At 67.2% G+C, this 17190-nt stretch carries 16 protein-coding genes; 2 read left to right on the forward strand and 14 right to left on the reverse strand.

The window, feature by feature from the left end; all coding sequences use genetic code 11:
* Positions 1 to 3 precede the first annotated feature (3 nt).
* The 12 genes from nuoK to ACVT6V_RS05390 form a co-directional block, all read right to left on the reverse strand.
* Positions 4 to 303 carry an NADH-quinone oxidoreductase subunit NuoK gene (gene nuoK, locus ACVT6V_RS05335; RefSeq protein ID WP_489898771.1) on the reverse strand — a complete coding sequence of 100 codons (300 nt, stop codon included), beginning with the start codon at positions 301 to 303 and terminating at the stop codon, positions 4 to 6.
* On the reverse strand, positions 300 to 1100 hold the full coding sequence (locus tag ACVT6V_RS05340) for an NADH-quinone oxidoreductase subunit J (RefSeq protein ID WP_489898772.1): 801 nt from the start codon (positions 1098 to 1100) through the stop codon (positions 300 to 302). The genes nuoK and ACVT6V_RS05340 overlap by 4 nt, the downstream gene beginning before the upstream one ends.
* Positions 1097 to 1633, reverse strand: a complete 537-nt coding sequence (gene nuoI, locus ACVT6V_RS05345) for an NADH-quinone oxidoreductase subunit NuoI (RefSeq protein ID WP_489898773.1) — start codon at positions 1631 to 1633, stop codon at positions 1097 to 1099. Before nuoI ends, ACVT6V_RS05340 begins: the two co-directional genes overlap by 4 nt.
* Complete coding sequence (gene nuoH, locus ACVT6V_RS05350; RefSeq protein ID WP_489898774.1) at positions 1626 to 2969, reverse strand: NADH-quinone oxidoreductase subunit NuoH; 1344 nt, start codon at positions 2967 to 2969, stop codon at positions 1626 to 1628. Before nuoH ends, nuoI begins: the two co-directional genes overlap by 8 nt.
* Complete coding sequence (locus tag ACVT6V_RS05355) at positions 2966 to 5383, reverse strand: NADH-quinone oxidoreductase subunit G (protein WP_489898775.1); 2418 nt, start codon at positions 5381 to 5383, stop codon at positions 2966 to 2968. The genes nuoH and ACVT6V_RS05355 overlap by 4 nt, the downstream gene beginning before the upstream one ends.
* Positions 5380 to 7719: an NADH-quinone oxidoreductase subunit NuoF gene (gene nuoF, locus ACVT6V_RS05360; protein WP_489898776.1), complete on the reverse strand. Its 2340-nt coding sequence runs from the start codon at positions 7717 to 7719 to the stop codon at positions 5380 to 5382. Before nuoF ends, ACVT6V_RS05355 begins: the two co-directional genes overlap by 4 nt.
* Entirely contained in the window at positions 7716 to 9056 is a 1341-nt protein-coding gene (gene nuoD, locus ACVT6V_RS05365) for an NADH dehydrogenase (quinone) subunit D (RefSeq protein WP_489898777.1), read from the reverse strand. The genes nuoF and nuoD overlap by 4 nt, the downstream gene beginning before the upstream one ends.
* Positions 9056 to 9742: an NADH-quinone oxidoreductase subunit C gene (locus ACVT6V_RS05370; RefSeq protein ID WP_489900710.1), complete on the reverse strand. Its 687-nt coding sequence runs from the start codon at positions 9740 to 9742 to the stop codon at positions 9056 to 9058. Before ACVT6V_RS05370 ends, nuoD begins: the two co-directional genes overlap by 1 nt.
* A gap of 32 nt (positions 9743 to 9774) precedes the next feature.
* Entirely contained in the window at positions 9775 to 10329 is a 555-nt protein-coding gene (locus tag ACVT6V_RS05375) for a NuoB/complex I 20 kDa subunit family protein (RefSeq protein WP_489898778.1), read from the reverse strand.
* 71 nt (positions 10330 to 10400) lie between these two features.
* Positions 10401 to 10811 (reverse strand): NADH-quinone oxidoreductase subunit A, encoded by a 411-nt coding sequence (locus ACVT6V_RS05380; protein ID WP_489898779.1) that lies wholly within the window; start codon positions 10809 to 10811, stop codon positions 10401 to 10403.
* Between the two features lie 112 nt (positions 10812 to 10923).
* A complete protein-coding gene (locus tag ACVT6V_RS05385; protein ID WP_489900712.1) occupies positions 10924 to 11337 on the reverse strand; it encodes a hypothetical protein in 414 nt (137 codons plus the stop codon).
* Positions 11338 to 11732: 395 nt separating this feature from the next.
* Complete coding sequence (locus ACVT6V_RS05390) at positions 11733 to 12812, reverse strand: D-alanine--D-alanine ligase family protein (RefSeq protein ID WP_489898780.1); 1080 nt, start codon at positions 12810 to 12812, stop codon at positions 11733 to 11735.
* Between the two features lie 86 nt (positions 12813 to 12898).
* On the opposite strand from ACVT6V_RS05390, the gene ACVT6V_RS05395 reads away from it, so the two are divergent.
* Positions 12899 to 14218: a UDP-N-acetylmuramoyl-tripeptide--D-alanyl-D-alanine ligase gene (locus ACVT6V_RS05395; RefSeq protein ID WP_489898781.1), complete on the forward strand. Its 1320-nt coding sequence runs from the start codon at positions 12899 to 12901 to the stop codon at positions 14216 to 14218.
* Positions 14219 to 14603: 385 nt separating this feature from the next.
* Here the strand turns inward: ACVT6V_RS05395 and ACVT6V_RS05400 are convergent, their stop codons facing one another.
* Positions 14604 to 15374, reverse strand: a complete 771-nt coding sequence (locus tag ACVT6V_RS05400; protein WP_489898782.1) for a MerR family transcriptional regulator — start codon at positions 15372 to 15374, stop codon at positions 14604 to 14606.
* Positions 15375 to 15419: 45 nt separating this feature from the next.
* Positions 15420 to 15860 (reverse strand): hypothetical protein, encoded by a 441-nt coding sequence (locus ACVT6V_RS05405; protein WP_489898783.1) that lies wholly within the window; start codon positions 15858 to 15860, stop codon positions 15420 to 15422.
* A 54-nt stretch (positions 15861 to 15914) separates the two neighbouring features.
* On the opposite strand from ACVT6V_RS05405, the gene tgt reads away from it, so the two are divergent.
* Positions 15915 to 17183, forward strand: a complete 1269-nt coding sequence (gene tgt / locus ACVT6V_RS05410; RefSeq protein ID WP_489898784.1) for a tRNA guanosine(34) transglycosylase Tgt — start codon at positions 15915 to 15917, stop codon at positions 17181 to 17183.
* The last annotated feature ends 7 nt before the right edge of the window (positions 17184 to 17190 follow it).

The following is a 17190-nucleotide window of genomic DNA, read 5'->3' on the forward strand; positions in this document are numbered from 1 at the left end:
CTCCTACCGCTTCAGCAGGTCTGCGCCGTCGACCGAGGCCGATCGGCGGGCACGGAAGATGGTCATGATGATGGCCAGCCCGACAACCACCTCGGCGGCGGCGACCACCATCGTGAAGAAGGCGATCACCTGACCGTCGAACGAACCGTGCATACGGGCAAACGTCACGAACGCGAGATTGGCGGCGTTGAGCATCAACTCGATGCACATGAAGACGACGATCGCGTTGCGGCGCAGCAGCACCCCGGCCGCGCCGATGGTGAACAACAGTGCCGAGAGGTACAGGTAATTCTCCGGGTTCATCGCTTCTCCCCGAGCTCTCGGCGGATGCTGTCGGAGCCCGCTGGTGGCGAGGACGGTGGACGGGGCCGCAGGGTTGGGTTGACCGACAGTTCCGACGGAGTCCCGTCCGGCAGGAGCGCCGGCACGTCGACGGCGTTGTGCCGTGCGTACACACCGGGACTGGGCATCGGTGTCATGTCGACGCCGTGGAGGAACCGCTCCTCGGACAGCTCACGCTGGCTGCGTCGGGGTCCGAAGCGTTCTCGATGCGCCAGCACCATCGCGCCGAGCGTCGCCGCGATGAGCAGCGCGCCGGTCAGTTCGAACGCCCAGAGGTATTGCACGAAGATGAGTTCCGCGATGGCCTCGATGTTGCCGTCCGACGCCGCACTGCTTCCCGCGCCACCGGCGACGGGCGCGCCGGCGAAGACCGCCAACGACGCGTTCGCGATCGCCGCGATCAGCAGCACCCCGAAACCGATGCCCAGGACCACTGCGGCCACACGTTGCCCGCGAAGGGTTTCCACCAGGGAGTCCGAGGAGTCGACGCCGATCAGCATCAGCACGAACAGGAACAGCATCATCACCGCGCCGGTGTAGACCACCACCTGCACCACACCGAGGAACAGCGCTCCCTGCGCGACATAGAACACCGCGAGGATGATCATCGTGGTGGCCAGGAAGATGGCCGAGTACACCGCTTTGGTGGCGAACACCACGCCGAGGGCTCCGAGCACCGCGACGATGCCGAGGACCCAGAATTGGACGGCCTCGCCCGTCGAGGTTCGGGTCAGTTCCTCGGCGAGTATCGTTGTCACGACTCGTCCTTCGCGACGAGTCGCCCGTCCTTCGACACCTCACCGCGGTAGTAGTTCTCCTCGGTCGATCCCGGGGCCATGTCGTGCGGTGCCGGTGTCACCCCGGGGTCCAGGGGCGCCAGGAGTTGGTCCTTCTCGTAGATCAGGTCGGCGCGGTTGTCGTCGGCCATCTCGTAGTCGTTGGTCATGGTCAGCGCCCGCGTGGGGCAGGCCTCGATGCAGAGCCCGCACCCGATGCACCGCAGGTAATTGATCTGATAGACACGCCCGTACCGTTCGCCCGGTGAATACCGTTCGTCCTCGGTGTTGTCGGCGCCCTCCACATAAATGGCGTCGGCGGGACACGCCCAAGCGCACAGCTCACAGCCGATGCATTTCTCCAGCCCGTCGGGATGCCGGTTGAGCTGATGGCGCCCGTGATAGCGCGGGGCCGTCGGCGTCTTCTCTTCCGGATACTGCTCGGTGATGGTCGGCGAGAACATGGATGAAAAGGTCACGCCGAGACCGCTGATCGGTTTGAAGAAGTCAGGCATCGGTCGTCTCCTTGGTCGTGGGCGGCGGGATCGAGGAGGTCGTGGGTGGCAGCACCTGACCCGGCAGCGGCGGCACCGGGAAGCCGCCGGCCATCGGGTCGAAGACGGGAGGCTCGTCATCGGCTGGTCGAGTAGCGGCGACGGAGGAGCCGCGTATCGAGACCCGGCGGCCCGCCGTCGAATCCTGATCCGGCAGCCGCATCAACCGCCAGATGGCGTAGCCGATGAGCGCGGTGACCACCAGTCCGGCCGCGGCCGACACCAACGACCGCGCCAGGTCGGCGTCGTCGGAACCGCCGATCGCGGCGCGGATCACGGCGACCACCATCACCCAGGTGAGCGAGATCGGGATCAGGACCTTCCAGCCGAGGTTCATGAACTGGTCGTAGCGCAGGCGCGGCAGGCTGGTGCGCAGCCAGATGAACACGAACAGGAAGATCCAGACCTTGATGGTGAACCACAGGATCGGCCACCAGCCCGAGTTGGCCCAGTCGAAGATGCTCAGCGGCCAGGGCGCCTGCCAACCGCCCAGGAACAGTGTCGTGGCCAGGGCCGAGACGGTCACCATGTTGATGTATTCGGCGAGCATGAACATCGCGAACTTCAGCGACGAGTACTCGGTGTGGAAGCCGCCCACCAGCTCACCCTCCGCCTCGGGGAGGTCGAAGGGTGCGCGGTTGGTCTCGCCGACCATCGAGATCGCGTAGATCACGAACGACGGCAGCAACAGCAGGACATACCAATGATGTTCCTGCGCCGCGACGATGCCCGACGTCGACATCGTGCTCGCATCCAGGAAGACCGCCGCGAAGGTGAGGCCCATCGCGATCTCGTAGGAGATCACCTGCGCGGTCGAGCGCAGGCCGCCGAGCAGCGGATAAGTCGATCCCGACGACCAGCCGGCCAGCACGATGCCGTACACGCCGACCGAGGTGATGGCGAGGACGTAGAGGACGCCGACCGGAAGGTCGGTGAGCTGCAAGGGGGTCTGGTGCCCGAACACCGACACCATGGGACCGAACGGGATCACCGCGAACGCCATGACCGCCGGGACCACCGCGATCATCGGCGCCGCGACATAGATCCACTTGTCGACGCCGGAGGGGATGATGCCCTCCTTCAGGGCGAGTTTCACCCCGTCGGCAAGACTCTGCAGCAGACCGCGCGGACCGACCCGGTTGGGGCCGATGCGGCTCTGCATCCGCGCCATCACCTTTCGCTCGATCAGGATCGCCGCGAGGGGATTGGCCACCAGGAAGCCGAAGACGGCGACCGCCTTGATGAGGATGAGCCACCAGGGGTCGTTGCCGAAGTCGGCGAGGGTCGGGAAATTCATCGGACCTCCCCATCGGTCGGGACCGCCGCGATCGCGACCACGTCACCTGCCCGCGCGCCCAGGTGGGTGTACACGCCCGCGCCCGGAGAATTCATCGGCACCCACACCACGCCGTCGACCATCTCGACGATCTCCAACGGCAGCGTGATGGCCCCGCGGTCGGTACCCACTTCGACTTGCCCGCCGGCAGTGCCGCCGATACCGGCGGCGGTGGTCGCGGACATCCGCGCGACCGGCGTGCGCGCGGTGCCCGCCAGATGCGGTTCACCATCCTGCAATCGGCCGGCGTCGAGGAGCATCCGCCAACTCGCCAGAACGGCTCGTCGGGACTCGTTGGCGCCGTGATGGTTCGGTGCGGCATCGACCGGGGCCATCGCTGGTCGGGTGCCGGCGAAGGCGCCGATGTTCTCGAGGTCGGCACGAATCATCGACGGATTGTCACAGCGCAACTCCACGCCCATCTGACGGGCCAGCGCTGAGAGCACCCGATGGTCGGACAGCGTGCCGGCTTCCGGCAATGCCGTCTCGAACGGCCGTGCCCGCCCTTCCCAGTCGACGAACATGCCGGGCTTCTCGGCCGCCGCGGCCACCGGCAGCACCACATCGGCGTGTTCGGTGACCGCGCTGCGCCGCATCTCCAGGCTCACGACGAATCCACTCGCGGCCAGCGCCGCAGCCGCGAGCGCGGGGTCGGGGAGGTCGTCGAGCTCGACGCCGCCGATCACCAGTGCGGTGATCTCCTGTCGCAGTGCCGCCTCCAGGATCTGCGTGGTGTCGCGGCCGGGCACGCTCGGCAGATCAGCGATCTGCCAGGCTATCGCGATCTCGGCGCGCGCGGTGAGGTCCGCGACGGGGCGGCCACCCGGCAACAGGTTGGGTGCGGCTCCCACCTCGAGCGCTCCGCGTTCCCCGGCGCGCCGCGGAATCCATGCCAGGCGGGCACCGGTACGTTCGGCGAGTCGGACGGCCGCGGTCAGGCCACCGGGGACGCCGGCGAGCCGCTCACCGACCACGATGACCGATCCCTGCGCCGCGACGGCGTCGGCGGCCGCGTCCGAATCGAGCACGGCTGCTTCGTCACCCGGCATCGTCGGGAGCAGGGTCCCGTTCAGCTTGGCCACGCCGGGACTGCGCAGTGCCGCGATGGTCGAGACCCGTTGGCCCGCGGTGCGCACCGCACGGCGCATCCGGAGGAACACGATGGGGGATTCCTCTTCGGGTTCGAACGCGACGAGCAGCACCGATGGTGCGGCGACGAGTTCGGAGTAGGTGACATCGTCGGGTCGGGAGGCGACATGGGCGGCGAGGAAGTCGGTCTCCTCGGCGCTGTGTGCGCGGGCGCGGAAGTCGATGTCGTTGGTGTCCAGCATGGTTCGGGCGAAACGCGAGTAGGCGTAGGCGTCCTCGGCGGTGAGGCGGCCACCGGTCAGTACCGCGGACCGACCGGGTGCGGCGGCGAGTCCCTCGGCGGCGTGGCGCAGCGCATGACCCCAGGAGACCTCGCGCAGGGAGCCGTCCGGCCACCGGACCATCGGTGTGGTGAGCCGGTCGTCGGCGGTGGCGTAGGCGAACGCCCACCGGCCCTTGTCGCAGTTCCATTCCTGGTTGACCTCGGGGTCGTCGCCGGCGAGTCGACGTAACACCTTGCCGCGCCGGTGATCGGTGCGCTGGGCGCACCCGCTGGCGCAGTGCTCACACACGCTGGGCGAGGACACCAGGTCGAACGGGCGTGCCCGGAACCGGTAGGCCGTGCTGGTCAGCGCGCCGACCGGGCAGATCTGCACGGTGTTGCCGGAGAAGTACGATTCGAACGGATCGTCCTGATAGATCGAAACCTGCTGCAGCGCACCACGGTCGGCGAAGTCGATCAGCGGGTCGCCGGCGACCTGATCGGCGAAGCGGGTGCAGCGGGCACACAGCACACAGCGCTCGCGGTCGAGCAGCACCTCCGAGGACAGCGGCACCGGCTTGGTGAAGGTGCGCTTGGTCCCGGTGAAGCGCGAATCGCCGCGGCCCGAGGACATCGCCTGGTTCTGCAGCGGGCACTCGCCGCCCTTGTCACAGACCGGGCAGTCGAGCGGATGGTTGATGAGGAGCAGCTCCATCACCCCGCGCTGCGCCTTCTCGGCGACCTCCGAACTGCGTTGGGTGTGCACCACCATCCCGTCGGTGACCACTGTGGTGCACGACGCCAGGGGTTTGCGTTGACCCTCCACCTCGACGAGGCATTGTCGGCAGGCACCGACCGGATCGAGCAGGGGATGGTCGCAGAATCGTGGGATCTGCGTGCCGATCAGTTCGGCGGCGCGGATCACCAATGTTCCCTTGGGTACCGAGATCTCGGTGCCGTCGATGGTCACCGACACGAGGTCGGGCTTGCTCCCGGTGGCCCGGGAGTCGTCGACCGCGGTCATCGGAGCGCCCCGGTATTCGACGAGTCGGTGGGGTAGGTGGTGGCGTCATGCTGGTCGAAGGGACATCCGCCGTCGAAATGTGCCAGATACTCGTCGCGGAAGTACTTGAGGGACGACACGATCGGGCTGCCGGCGCCGTCACCGAGCGCGCAGAACGACTTGCCGACGATGGTGTTGGTGATATCGGACAGGGTGTCCAGATCCGCCGCCTCGCCGTCGCCGGCCTCGAGCCGCTTGAGCAGCTGCACCAGCCAGTAGGTGCCCTCGCGGCAGGGCGTGCACTTCCCACAGGACTCGTGGGCGTAGAACTCGGTCCACCGTAGGACCGCACGCACCACGCATGTCGTCTCGTCGAAGATCTGTAGGGCCTTGGTGCCCAACATCGACCCGGCCTCGCCCACTCCCTCGTAGTCGAGCGGTACGTCGAGGTGCTCGTCAGTGAGGATGGGCGTCGACGACCCGCCCGGCGTCCAGAACTTCAGCCGGTGGCCCGCGCGCACGCCGCCGGCGCGGTCGAGCAACTCCCGCAGTGTGATCCCCAATGGTGCCTCGTACTGTCCGGGCCGGGCGACGTGCCCGGACAGCGAATACAGCGTGAATCCCGGCGACTTCTCGGTTCCCATGCCGCGGAACCACTCGACGCCGTTGCGGATGATCGGGGGCACACTGGCGATGGACTCGACATTGTTGACCACGGTCGGGCTGGCGTACAGGCCGGCGACCGCGGGGAACGGCGGTCGCAGACGGGGCTGCCCGCGGCGACCCTCCAGCGAGTCGAGCAGCGCGGTCTCCTCGCCGCAGATGTAGGCGCCGGCGCCGGCGTGCACGACGAGGTCGAGATCGAAGCCGGAGCCGAGGATGTCGCGTCCCAGATAGCCGGCCGCATAGGCCTCGTCGACGGCGCCCCGCATCCGCCGTAGCACCGAGGCGACCTCACCACGCACGTAGATGAACGCGTGCCTGGCCCGGATCGCGTAGGCGGCGATGATCGCGCCCTCGATCAGCGAGTGCGGGGAGGCCAGCATCAGCGGTATGTCCTTGCAGGTGCCGGGTTCGGACTCGTCGGCGTTGACCACCAGGTAGTGCGGCGGCGCGTCGGGGTCGAATGGTTTGTCGGGATCTTGCTGTGGGATGAACGACCACTTCATCCCCACCGGGAACCCGGCGCCGCCACGACCGCGCAGCCCGGACTCCTTGATCATCGCGATGATGTCGTCCTGCGGGGTGTCCAACGCGGTGCGCAGCGCCTCATAGCCGCTGTGCGACTGATAGTTCTGCAGCGTCCACGATTCGGGTTCGGACCAGAAGCGACTGAGTACGGGAATGTCGTTTTCGCCCGGTCCCTGAGGAGTGGCTTCGTCTTCACCGGGTCCCTGAGGAGCGCGCTCGTCTCCACCCGGTCCCTGAGGAGTGGCTTCGTCTTCACCCGGTCCCTGAGGAGCGCGCTCGTCACCACCTGGTCCCTGAGGAGCGCGCTCGTCACCACCCGGTCCCTGAGGAGCGCGCTCGTCCCCACCCGGTCCCTGAGGAGCGAGCTTGCGAGCGTCACGAAGGGCGGCCCTTCGTGACGGCCCTCCGCTAGCGCTCCGGGCCTCCTCAGGGATCGGGGTTGTTGCGCTAGCGCTCCGGGCCTCCTCAGGGATCGGGAGTGGCGTTGGGCTGTCCTCACCGACAGTCGGCAACCCCGCCAACTCACGCGCGGTCTTGCGGAACGAGCACACCGTCCCGGTGCCGCGGGCGGGGGTCAGTGCGACTCCGGCCCGGAGGTCCTCGACGAGTTCCACACTGCTGTCGGGTGTCTGGTTGTCGAAGAACTCCCAGTTGACCATCACCACCGGTGCGAAGTCGCAGGCCGCGTTGCACTCGACGTGCTCCAGGGTGATGCGGCCGTCGTGGGTCGTCTCACCCGGCGAGATACCGAGGTGCTCACGCAATGTCGCGAGGATCTCGTCGCCACCCATCACCGCGCACAAGGTGTTGGTGCAGACACCGACGAGGTATTCACCGGTCGGGGAACGGCGGTACATCGAATAGAAGGTGGCCACCGCGGCCACCTCGGCGGTGGTCAGATCCAGTTGGGCGGCACAGAAAGCGACGCCTGCCCGGGTGATCTGGCCATCCTCGGACTGCACCAGGTGCAGCAGCGGGAGCAGCGCCGAGCGTGCCCGCGGGTAGCGGTCGATGATGCCGGCCGCCTCGGTGGCGAGGCGTGCGGTGACATCGTCCGGGTAGTCGGCAGGCCCGTCGAAGCGGATAGTCGGGTGAGGTTGCGGCGCAACCACCGGCACACCTTCGGCGGGTGGTGCGGTGAGATCCACGAACACCGGATCGCTCATCGGTCAACCCCTCCCATCACCGGGTCGATGCTGGCGACGGCGGTGATCACGTCGGCGACCATGCCGCCTTCGCACATCGCCGCCACTGCTTGCAGATTGGTGAACGACGGATCCCGGTAGTGCACCCGATACGGGCGGGTGCCGCCGTCGCTGACCATGTGGACACCGAGTTCGCCGCGGGGGGATTCCACCGCCACGTAGCATTGCCCGGCCGGCACTCGCATCCCCTCGGTCACCAGCTTGAAATGGTGGATGAGGGCCTCCATGGAGGTGCCCATGATCTTCGCGATGTGCTCCGGTGAGTTGCCCAGGCCGTCCGGTCCGAGTGCCAGGTCGGCGGGCCATGCCAGCTTGCGGTCGGCCACCATCACCGGCCCCGGTCGCAGCCGGTCGAGGCATTGGCGCGCGATCTTGACCGACTCCTGCATCTCCTTCACCCGGATCAGGTAGCGACCGTACGAGTCGCAGGTGGTGTCGGTGATGACGTCGAACTCGTAATTCTCATAGCCGCAATAGGGTTGGGACTTGCGTAGATCATGCGGCAAGCCGGTCGATCGCAGCACGGGCCCGGTGATGCCCAACGCCATGCAGCCGGTGAGGTCGAGGTAGCCGACATTCTGGGTGCGGGCCTTCCAGATGTAGTTCTCGTTGAGCAGATCCTCGAGCTCACCGAGTCGCCCCGGCAGGATGTCGAGCAGCTCGGCCACCTTGTCCGGGGCGTCGGCTGGTAGATCCTGGGCGACGCCGCCGGGCCGGATGTAGGCGTGATTCATCCGCAGCCCGGTGATGAGCTCGAAGACATCGAGGATCATCTCCCGTTCCCGGAAGCCGAGGAACATGGCGGTGACCGCGCCGAGTTCCATGCCGCCGGTGGCCAGGGCCACGAGATGTGACGAGATGCGGTTGAGCTCCATCAGCAGCACGCGGATGACGGTGGCCCGCTCGGGGACGTCGTCGGTGATGCCCAGCAGCCGTTCGACACCGAGGCAGTAAGCGGTCTCGTTGAAGAACGGTGACAGATAGTCCATCCGGGTGACGAAGGTGACGCCCTGCGTCCAGTTGCGGTATTCGAGGTTCTTCTCGATCCCGGTGTGCAGGTAGCCGATCCCGCAGCGTGCCTCGGTGACCGTCTCGCCCTCGATCTCGAGGATCAGGCGCAGCACCCCGTGCGTGGACGGGTGCTGCGGGCCCATGTTGACCACGATGCGTTCGTCGCCGGGTTGCGCCGCGGCGCGTTCGCGGACCGCGGTGACGATCTCGTCCCAGTCCTGCCCGGACACCGTGTAGGTCTGGGTGGGGTGAACGGTGCTGCCGTTGCCGGCGTCGGTGGTGGTCATCAGTTGTACGACCTCCGCTGATCGGGTGGTGCGATGCGAGTCCCCTTGTACTCGACGGGGACTCCGCCGAGGGGGTAATCCTTGCGCTGCGGGTGGCCCTGCCAGTCGTCGGGCATCTCGATGCGGGTCAGGGATCGGTGGCCGTCGAACACGATGCCGAAGAAGTCGTAGGTCTCGCGCTCGTGCCAGTCGTTGGTCGGGTAGATGTCGGTGAGACTCGGGATGTGCGGGTCGGCGTCGGCGACGGCCACCTCGAGCCGCAGTCGGCGGTTGTGTGTGATCGACATCAGCGGGTAGACCGCATGCAGTTCGCGGTCTCGATCGTCGGGATAGTGGACTCCGTTGACGCCCAGGCACAATTCGAATCGAAGGGTGTCGCGGTTGCGCAGGGTCAGCGCGACGGCCCGCAGGTGCTCACGGCGCACGTGCACCGTCATCTCGTCCCGGAAGATCACCACCTTCTCGACGGCCGCGTCGTAGTCGGTGTTCGGGAGTTCGGCCAGGCCCGCCGCGAGTTGGTCGGCCACCTCGTCGAAATAGCCACCGTAGGGGCGGCTGGAACTGCCCGGCAGGGTCACCGCCTGGACCAGACCGCCGTAGCCCGAGGTGTCGCCGCTGCCGTGGACGCCGAACAGGCCCTTGCGTACGCCGATCTGTTCGGTGCCGGTCTGTTCCTCGCGACTCATCTCGCCTGCGGTCTTCGGGGCCCTCGGTTCCGTCACCGCAGCAGCCCCTTCATCTCGATGGTCGGCTTCGCCTGCAGCGCAGCCTGTTCGGCCGCCCAGATGGCCTGCTCCCGATTGACACCGAGCGGCATCTGGGCGATCTGTTCATGCAGTTTGAGGATCGCGTTCAGCAGCATCTCCGGACGTGGCGGGCAGCCGGGGAGATAGATGTCGACCGGCACCACGTGGTCGACTCCCTGCACGATCGCGTAGTTGTTGAACATGCCGCCCGACGATGCGCAAACACCCATGGCCAGCACCCATTTGGGCTCGACCATCTGGTCATAGATCTGCCGCAGCACCGGTGCCATCTTCTGGCTCACGCGGCCCGCCACGATCATCAGGTCGGCCTGCCGCGGCGAGGCGCGGAAGGCCTCCATGCCGAATCGTGCGAGGTCGTAGCGACCCGACGTCGTCGCCATCATCTCGATGGCGCAGCACGCGAGCCCGAAGGTGGCCGGCCAGAGCGACCCCTTCCGCATGAACCCGGCCAGGTCCTCGACAGTGCTCAGCAGGAATCCGCTCGGCAGTTTCTCCTCGAGTCCCATTTCCGCGAACCTCCTAGCGTGTAGCGGCGGTCGCGATGCGTGCCCACAGCGGGGCACACACCGAGCCGTGGTCATTCCCAGCTGAGCCCTCCGCGACGCCATTCGTAGGCGTAGGCCACCGAGACATTGACGATGAACAGGGTCATCGCAGCGAGACCGAACCAGCCGAGAGCGTCGAACGCGACGGCCCACGGGTAGAGGAACACGATCTCGATGTCGAAGATGATGAAGAGCATGGCGGTGAGGTAGTACTTCACCGGTATCCGTTGGATCACCTGTTCCGTGCGTGATGTCGCGGTGATCGCGCCGCCGGTCGAGGCGAGGGTGTGCGATTCGGTCAGCGGCTCGATGCCGCATTCATAGGGTTCGAGTTTGGCGCGGTTGTACCGTTTCGGCCCGACGAGCAGCGCGATGCCGACCGAAAAGCCTGCGAACGCCACAGCAATTGCCCCGAGCACCATGATCGGGACGTAGGCGTTCATAGACTGACGGCCTCCCCAGGGTCGGTCCTGTGTGAGTTACAACACAGTGAGCTGTTACACACAGCGTACAAGCGATCCAGCCGCCTGTGTCAGGGATTGCGGACGCGTTTCTCTACGAGTCGGGGGTGCGCAGCAGTTCGATGAATGTGCTCGACAAGGCGATCGGGTCGACCGGAAGCGTCGCGGTGGCGTCGGCGCGCGACCAGTCGGCCAGCCACCGGTCGTCGGCGCGCCCGAGCAGCACCAGCGTCGGCGGGCAGGGGTCGATCTCGTCCTTCATCTGCTTGGCCAGGCCCATGCCCCCGGCCGGGGCCGCCTCACCGTCGAGGATCGCCACGTCGATCGCACCGGCGTCGAGCTGCGCGAAGACCATCGGAGCGGTCGCCACCTCGACGAAGCTGAGTTCGGGCAGCCCCGGATCCGGGTGTCGACCGAGTGCCCGGATGACCGCCGCGCGGGTGTCCGAATGGTCGGAATAGACCAGCACTCGCAACACCACAACGGGATCCCCGTCCCGTTTTTGCAGCGAGCGGATGTCGTTGCTCCGGGCGGGGTCGGTCACGTCGAGCACATTACCGTCCCGCCGTCGCCGACCGAGACCGAAACCCCGCCGACGGAACCCAGTTTTTCGTCGACGGAACCCCACATCTCGCCGACGGAACCCGAAACGCTCATCGTTTGATCGGGGTGCGTGGGTTTCGATACGCGCCGGGCCCGCGGGCTCGCGCGGCGCTACTCAACCAGCGGGAGGAGGCGTCAATCAACCGCTGATCGAGTAGGCTCCGAGCCGCCAGGCGGGGACCGTATCGAGATCGCTGTCGGGTGGTTTCGATACGCGACTCACTCTGTTCGCTGCTACTCAACCAGCGGCGGGGGGACTCTCAGTGCTCGGTGGAGAACCCGACCAGCGGCGGGGGACTCTCAGTGCTCGGTGGAGAACCCGACCCGCCGTCGATGGTTGTCCAGTGCGAGGGCGACGAGCTGATCGATCAGATCGGCATAGCTCACGCCGCTCGCCTCCCACAGCTTCGGATACATCGATCCCGGTGTGAAGCCGGGGATCGTGTTGACCTCGTTCAGCAACCACCCGCGACCGTCGGCTTCGTAGAAGAAGTCGACGCGGGCCATCCCGGCGCACCGCAGCGCGGTGAACGACTTCGCGGCCAGTTCGCGCACCTCGCGCGTGGCGTCGTCGGGGAGGTCGGCCGGGATGACCAGTTTCGCCGCGCCGGTGACGTACTTGTCCTCGTAGTCGTAGAACTCGCTGCCGGGCAGGATCTCGCCGGGCACCGACGCCTCGGGCGCGGAGTTGCCCAGCACCGCGACCTCCACCTCCCGCGCGGTGACCGCCTCTTCGATGATCACGACATCGTCGTACCGCAGCGCGAGGTCGATGGCCTTGTCGAGCTCGGCGGCGTCGTGCGCCTTGGTGATGCCGACCGACGAACCCAGGTTCGCGGGCTTGACGAACACCGGCAGGCCCAGCGCATCGACAGCGCGGGTGACGATCGTATTCGGGTCGTCGATCCCGTCGCGGAACTCCATCCACCGGCACTGCGGGATACCCGCCTGCTCGGCGACGATCTTCGCCATCGCCTTGTCCATGCAGAGCGCCGACGACAGCACTCCGGCGCCCACGTACGGCACCTTGAACAGCTCGAGCATCCCCTGGATGGTGCCGTCCTCGCCGTGCGGACCGTGCAGCAACGGCAGCACCACGGTGATCGCCTGTTCGCCGGCATCGCCGCGCAGTGCCGCCAGTGGCTCGATCTCCGTGCCGGCTGGTTCCAGCTTGTCGGGCAGGTCGCTGCCCTCGGCGAGGGCGGCGAGCGCCTTGTCGTTGCGCAGCCACGTCCCGGACTTGGTGATGCCGATCGGCACCAGGTCGTACTTGCTGCGGTCGGCTGCGGCCAGCACGTGTGCCGCGGTGACGCACGAGACGTCGTGTTCGGCGGAGACACCGCCGTAGAGGACGACCAGACGCAGCAGGTGTGGAGCCATGGCAGACACGATACGGCCACCGGGTTGCCCCGGCCGTACGTGCTGGCCGTACGTGCTGTGCCGACTCGGCCTTGTAGCGTTGTCGTGTGCATTTCAAGGCGAGCCAGATCGCGGCCGCCGTCAACGGACGGCTGGTCGGCGACGACGTGGACATCGACGGCGCCGGCATCGACTCCCGAAGCGTGCGATCCGGGCAACTGTTCGTGCCGATCGTCGCGGCCCGGGACGGCCATGAGTTCGTGGCATCCGCGGCGGCGGCCGGTGCAGCCGCCTACCTGAGTTCGGAGGGCAGCGTCCCCGACGTGTCGCTGCCGGCGATCACCGTCACCGATACCGCGGCCGCACTGGCCGACCTCGGTGGTCTGGCCCGCGACCGGCTACCGGGCCGGATCGTCGGCGTGACCGGATCGGTCGGCAAGACCTCCACCAAAGATCTACTCGCCGGCGTACTCGGGACCACCTACCCGACGACGGCGAGCGAGAAATCCTTCAACAACGAGCTCGGGCTGCCGCTGACCTTGGTCAACGCCGCCGCCGACACCGAGGCCGTCGTGGTGGAGATGGGTGCCCGGGGGATCGGCCACATCGACCTGCTGTGCGGGATCGCCCGACCGACCGTCGGGATCGTCACGCGCGTCGAGGGAGTGCATCTCGAGCTGTTCGGCGACATCGACGCTGTGGCCCGGGCGAAGGGCGAACTGGTGGAGTCGCTGCCGGTGGACGGCCTGGCCGTCCTCAACGCCGACGACGAGCGGGTCGCGGCGATGGCCACACGCACCGACGCCGGCGTCATCACCTTCGGGCTGACACCGTCGGCGGACGTGTATGCCACCGACATCGTCCTGGACGATCAGCTGCGCGCATCGTTCCGTCTGCACACCCCCTGGGGTGAGGCCGGCATCCGGCTCGGTGCCCGGGGCGAACACCAGGTCCCCAACGCGCTGGCCGCCGTATGCGCGGCCGGCTGGTTCGGCGTGCCGGTGGAGAAGATGTCCGACGGCCTGCTCGGTGCCGCACTGTCGGGACTGCGGATGGAACTGGTGACCACCTCCGCCGGGGTGACGATTCTCAACGACGCCTACAACGCCAACCCGACGTCGATGGCGGCGGCATTGCGTTCGCTCGCCGCGCTGGACGCCCGCCGACGCTTCGCCGTCCTCGGCACGATGGCCGAACTCGGTTCGGACTCCGCCGCCCAGCACGCGGCGATCGCGAAACTGGCCTACGACCTGCACATCGAACTCATCGCGGTCGATGAGTCGCACTACGGCAACACGGCCCGGCACGTCGCCGACGTCCAGGGCGCGGTCACCGAGCTCGGTGAGCTGGGCGAGGGCGATGCGGTGCTGGTCAAGGGCAGCCGGGTGGCCGCGCTCGAGCGGGTGGCCGAGGCGTTGCAGAGCTGACGGCGGATCTCGATACGTCCTCGCCTGGCGGCTCGGACTACTCGATCAGCGGGAAGGGGTCCCCTCCCGCTGATCGAGTAGTCGACGAGCGGCAGCGAGGACCCCTTCCCGCTGACGAGCGGTCGAGGACCCCTTCCCGCTGACGAGCGGTCGAGGACCCCTTTCCGCTGACGAGCGGCAGCGAGGACCCCTTTCCGCTGACGAGCGGCAGCGAGGACCCCTTTCCGCTGACGAGCGGCAGCGAGGACCCCTTTCCGCTGACGAGCGGCAGCGAGGACCCCTTTCCGCTGACGAGCGGTCGAGGACCCCCTTCCGCTGATCGAGTAGTCGACGAGCGGCAGCGAGGAGGCGTATCGAGATCCCGCGAGCAAACGTCGAAACGCATCTACCGCCGCTCGGCGTTCGCCACGATCACGTCGTGCACGAACTGCGCCAGCCCGGGCGCGACGTCGTCGTAGTGCTTGGTGAACCTCGGGTCGGCCAGATACATCTCCGCCAGGTTCACCTGCATCTCGTGGTCGCAGTCGTAGAACCGGTTGATCGACGCCCGATGCTCCTCGGCCAGCGCGTCGGCTTCCGCTGATCCCGGAACCACGCCCGCCCGCAGGGCGTCGGCGAGCCGGGCCTCGAGCCTGTCGGTCTCCGCCTTGACCGCCTTCCAGTCGTCCTTGCTGAAACGCCCGGTGCGCTCCTGGCTCTGGCGCCAGGCCTCGGAGTCGCCCCATCGTTCCTCGGCTTCGGCCGCATACTCCTCGCCGCGCCAGTCCTGACCGAAGACCTCGGCCTGTTCCTCAGCGGTGAGCTGGACGCCCTTCTTCTTCGCGTTCATCATCTCCTCCACAGCCGCGACCATCCGGTGCAAGCGATCGATCCGTTCGGTCAGCAGCTCGCGCTGATCCCGCAGCCGGGACCATGCGTCCGCGTTCGGATTGTCGAGCAGGGTCGCTATCTGCTCCAACGGAAAGCCGAGCTCACGGTAGGTCAGGACCTGATGCAGTCGCTCGACGTCGGCATCGGCATACACCCGATAACCTGCCGGGGTTCGCGCCGACGGCACCACCAGGCCGATGTGGTCGTAGTGATGCAACGTCCGGACACTGATCCCGACGAGACGCGCGACGGCCCCGACCGTGTGCTCGTGGTCTTCATCGCTCACATCAGACACTGTCGGGCCTCACGTCGCGTCAGGGTCAAGCAGCGCCTACGGCGTCAACCCGAACTCTTGGCCGTCCTTGCTGCAGCTGGCCAGGATTCCGGTTGTCGTCGACGGTCCGCACTGCCAGCCGGACACCTCCTGCGGCTGACCGGTCGCGATCTTGGGGCCGTACTCGGTGGCCACTTCCTTCGCGGTGTCGCAGCTCAGGTCGCCGGAGAGGACGAGGATCCGCAACGCACCGTCGGGTCCCGACGTGGTGCCGCACTGGGTGTTGGTGCCGAGATCGTCGGCGACCGAAGTCGTCGGCGACACCGGCTTCGGTCCGCCGACGACCGATGCGTTCGGGTTCTCGGACACCGTTACGGCGGAAGCCCCCGCCGTGTCCGACGACGACGCCGACTCCTGTTCGGTGCCGCACGCCGTCAGCGCGAGACCGAGCAGAGCGGTGAGGGTGGCGAGCAGGATTCGATAGTGGCTGCGCGACATGTGATCACCGTACCGGGTTTGGGTTAGACCTCTCCCAACTGCAAAAATGCAGCGGTGAGCTCTACCGACGACACCGCCCTGACGCCCGATCACTCGTTTTCCGTCGGGACGTCGCTGCCCGGTACCCGGGGTCGCACCGGCGTCATCGACACCCCGCACGGCCGCATCCACACCCCGGCGTTCGTGCCGGTGGGGACCAAGGCGACCGTGAAGACCGTGCTCCCCGAATCCGTGGCCGAACTCGGTGCGCAGGCCGTTCTCGCCAACGCCTATCACCTCTACCTGCAGCCGGGACCGGAGATCATCGACGAGGCGGGCGGTCTCGGCAGGTTCATGAACTGGCCCGGACCGACCTACACCGACAGCGGCGGCTTCCAGGTGATGTCGCTGGGCGCCGGCTTCAAGAAGGTCATCTCGATGGATGTCACCGGCGAGCAGAACGACGAGATCACCGCCGACGGCAAGGAGCGCCTGTCCGCGGTCGACGACGACGGTGTCACCTTCAAGTCGCATCTGGACGGTTCCGCGCACCGGTTCACGCCGGAGGTGTCGATGCAGATCCAGCATCAGCTCGGCGCCGACATCATCTTCGCGTTCGACGAACTGACCACGCTGATGAACACCCGGACGTACCAGGAGAACTCGCTGGAGCGCACCAGGCTGTGGGCCATCCGCTGTCTCGCCGAACACAATCGGTTGTCGCGGGAGCGCACCCATCGCCCCCCGCAGTCGCTGTGGGGTGTCATCCAGGGCGCCCAGTACGAGGACCTGCGGCGCAAGGCGTCGCGCGACCTGGTGGCGATGAGTCGCGCCGATCAGGACGCGGGTGGTCGTGGCTTCGGCGGTTTCGGCATCGGCGGTGCGCTCACCAAGGACGACCTGGGCACCATCGTCGGATGGGTCAATGACGAACTGCCCCATGACATGCCGAAGCACCTTCTCGGGATCAGCGAACCCGACGACATCTTCACCGCCATCGAGAACGGGGCCGATACCTTCGACTGCGTGTCGCCGACCCGCGTCGCCCGCAACGGTGCCATCTACTCCTTCGACGGCCGGTACAACATCACGAACGCCAAGTACCGCAGGGACTTCGGGTCCCTGGACCCGGAGATCGACAACTACACGTCGCAGTACAGCCGGGCCTATCTGCATCACCTGTTCAAGGCCAAGGAAGGTCTGGCCGCCACCCTGGCGACACTGCACAACGTCTCGTTCATCGTCACGCTGGTCGACCGTGCCCGCCAGGCGATCGAGGACGGCAACTACATCGAGTACCGCGACGAGTTCCTCGGTCGCTATTACGCGGGGTCGCGGGGCTGAGTTTGCC

The organism is Gordonia sp. LMA167 (assembly GCF_058130025.1).

Coding starts and splice junctions, on each gene's coding strand:
- ACVT6V_RS05390 (WP_489898780.1), bottom strand. CDS start 12,812: ATGGCTCCACACCTGCTGCGTCTGGTCGTCCTCTACGGCGGTGTCTCC.
- ACVT6V_RS05380 (WP_489898779.1), bottom strand. CDS start 10,811: ATGAACGCCTACGTCCCGATCATGGTGCTCGGGGCAATTGCTGTGGCG.
- nuoF (WP_489898776.1), bottom strand. CDS start 7,719: ATGAGCGATCCGGTGTTCGTGGATCTCACCGCACCACCCGCCGAAGGT.
- nuoI (WP_489898773.1), bottom strand. CDS start 1,633: ATGCCTGACTTCTTCAAACCGATCAGCGGTCTCGGCGTGACCTTTTCA.
- nuoD (WP_489898777.1), bottom strand. CDS start 9,056: ATGACCACCACCGACGCCGGCAACGGCAGCACCGTTCACCCCACCCAG.
- nuoH (WP_489898774.1), bottom strand. CDS start 2,969: ATGAATTTCCCGACCCTCGCCGACTTCGGCAACGACCCCTGGTGGCTC.
- ACVT6V_RS05355 (WP_489898775.1), bottom strand. CDS start 5,383: ATGACCGCGGTCGACGACTCCCGGGCCACCGGGAGCAAGCCCGACCTC.
- ACVT6V_RS05375 (WP_489898778.1), bottom strand. CDS start 10,329: ATGGGACTCGAGGAGAAACTGCCGAGCGGATTCCTGCTGAGCACTGTC.
- ACVT6V_RS05405 (WP_489898783.1), bottom strand. CDS start 15,860: ATGTCGCGCAGCCACTATCGAATCCTGCTCGCCACCCTCACCGCTCTG.
- ACVT6V_RS05370 (WP_489900710.1), bottom strand. CDS start 9,742: ATGAGTCGCGAGGAACAGACCGGCACCGAACAGATCGGCGTACGCAAG.
- nuoK (WP_489898771.1), bottom strand. CDS start 303: ATGAACCCGGAGAATTACCTGTACCTCTCGGCACTGTTGTTCACCATC.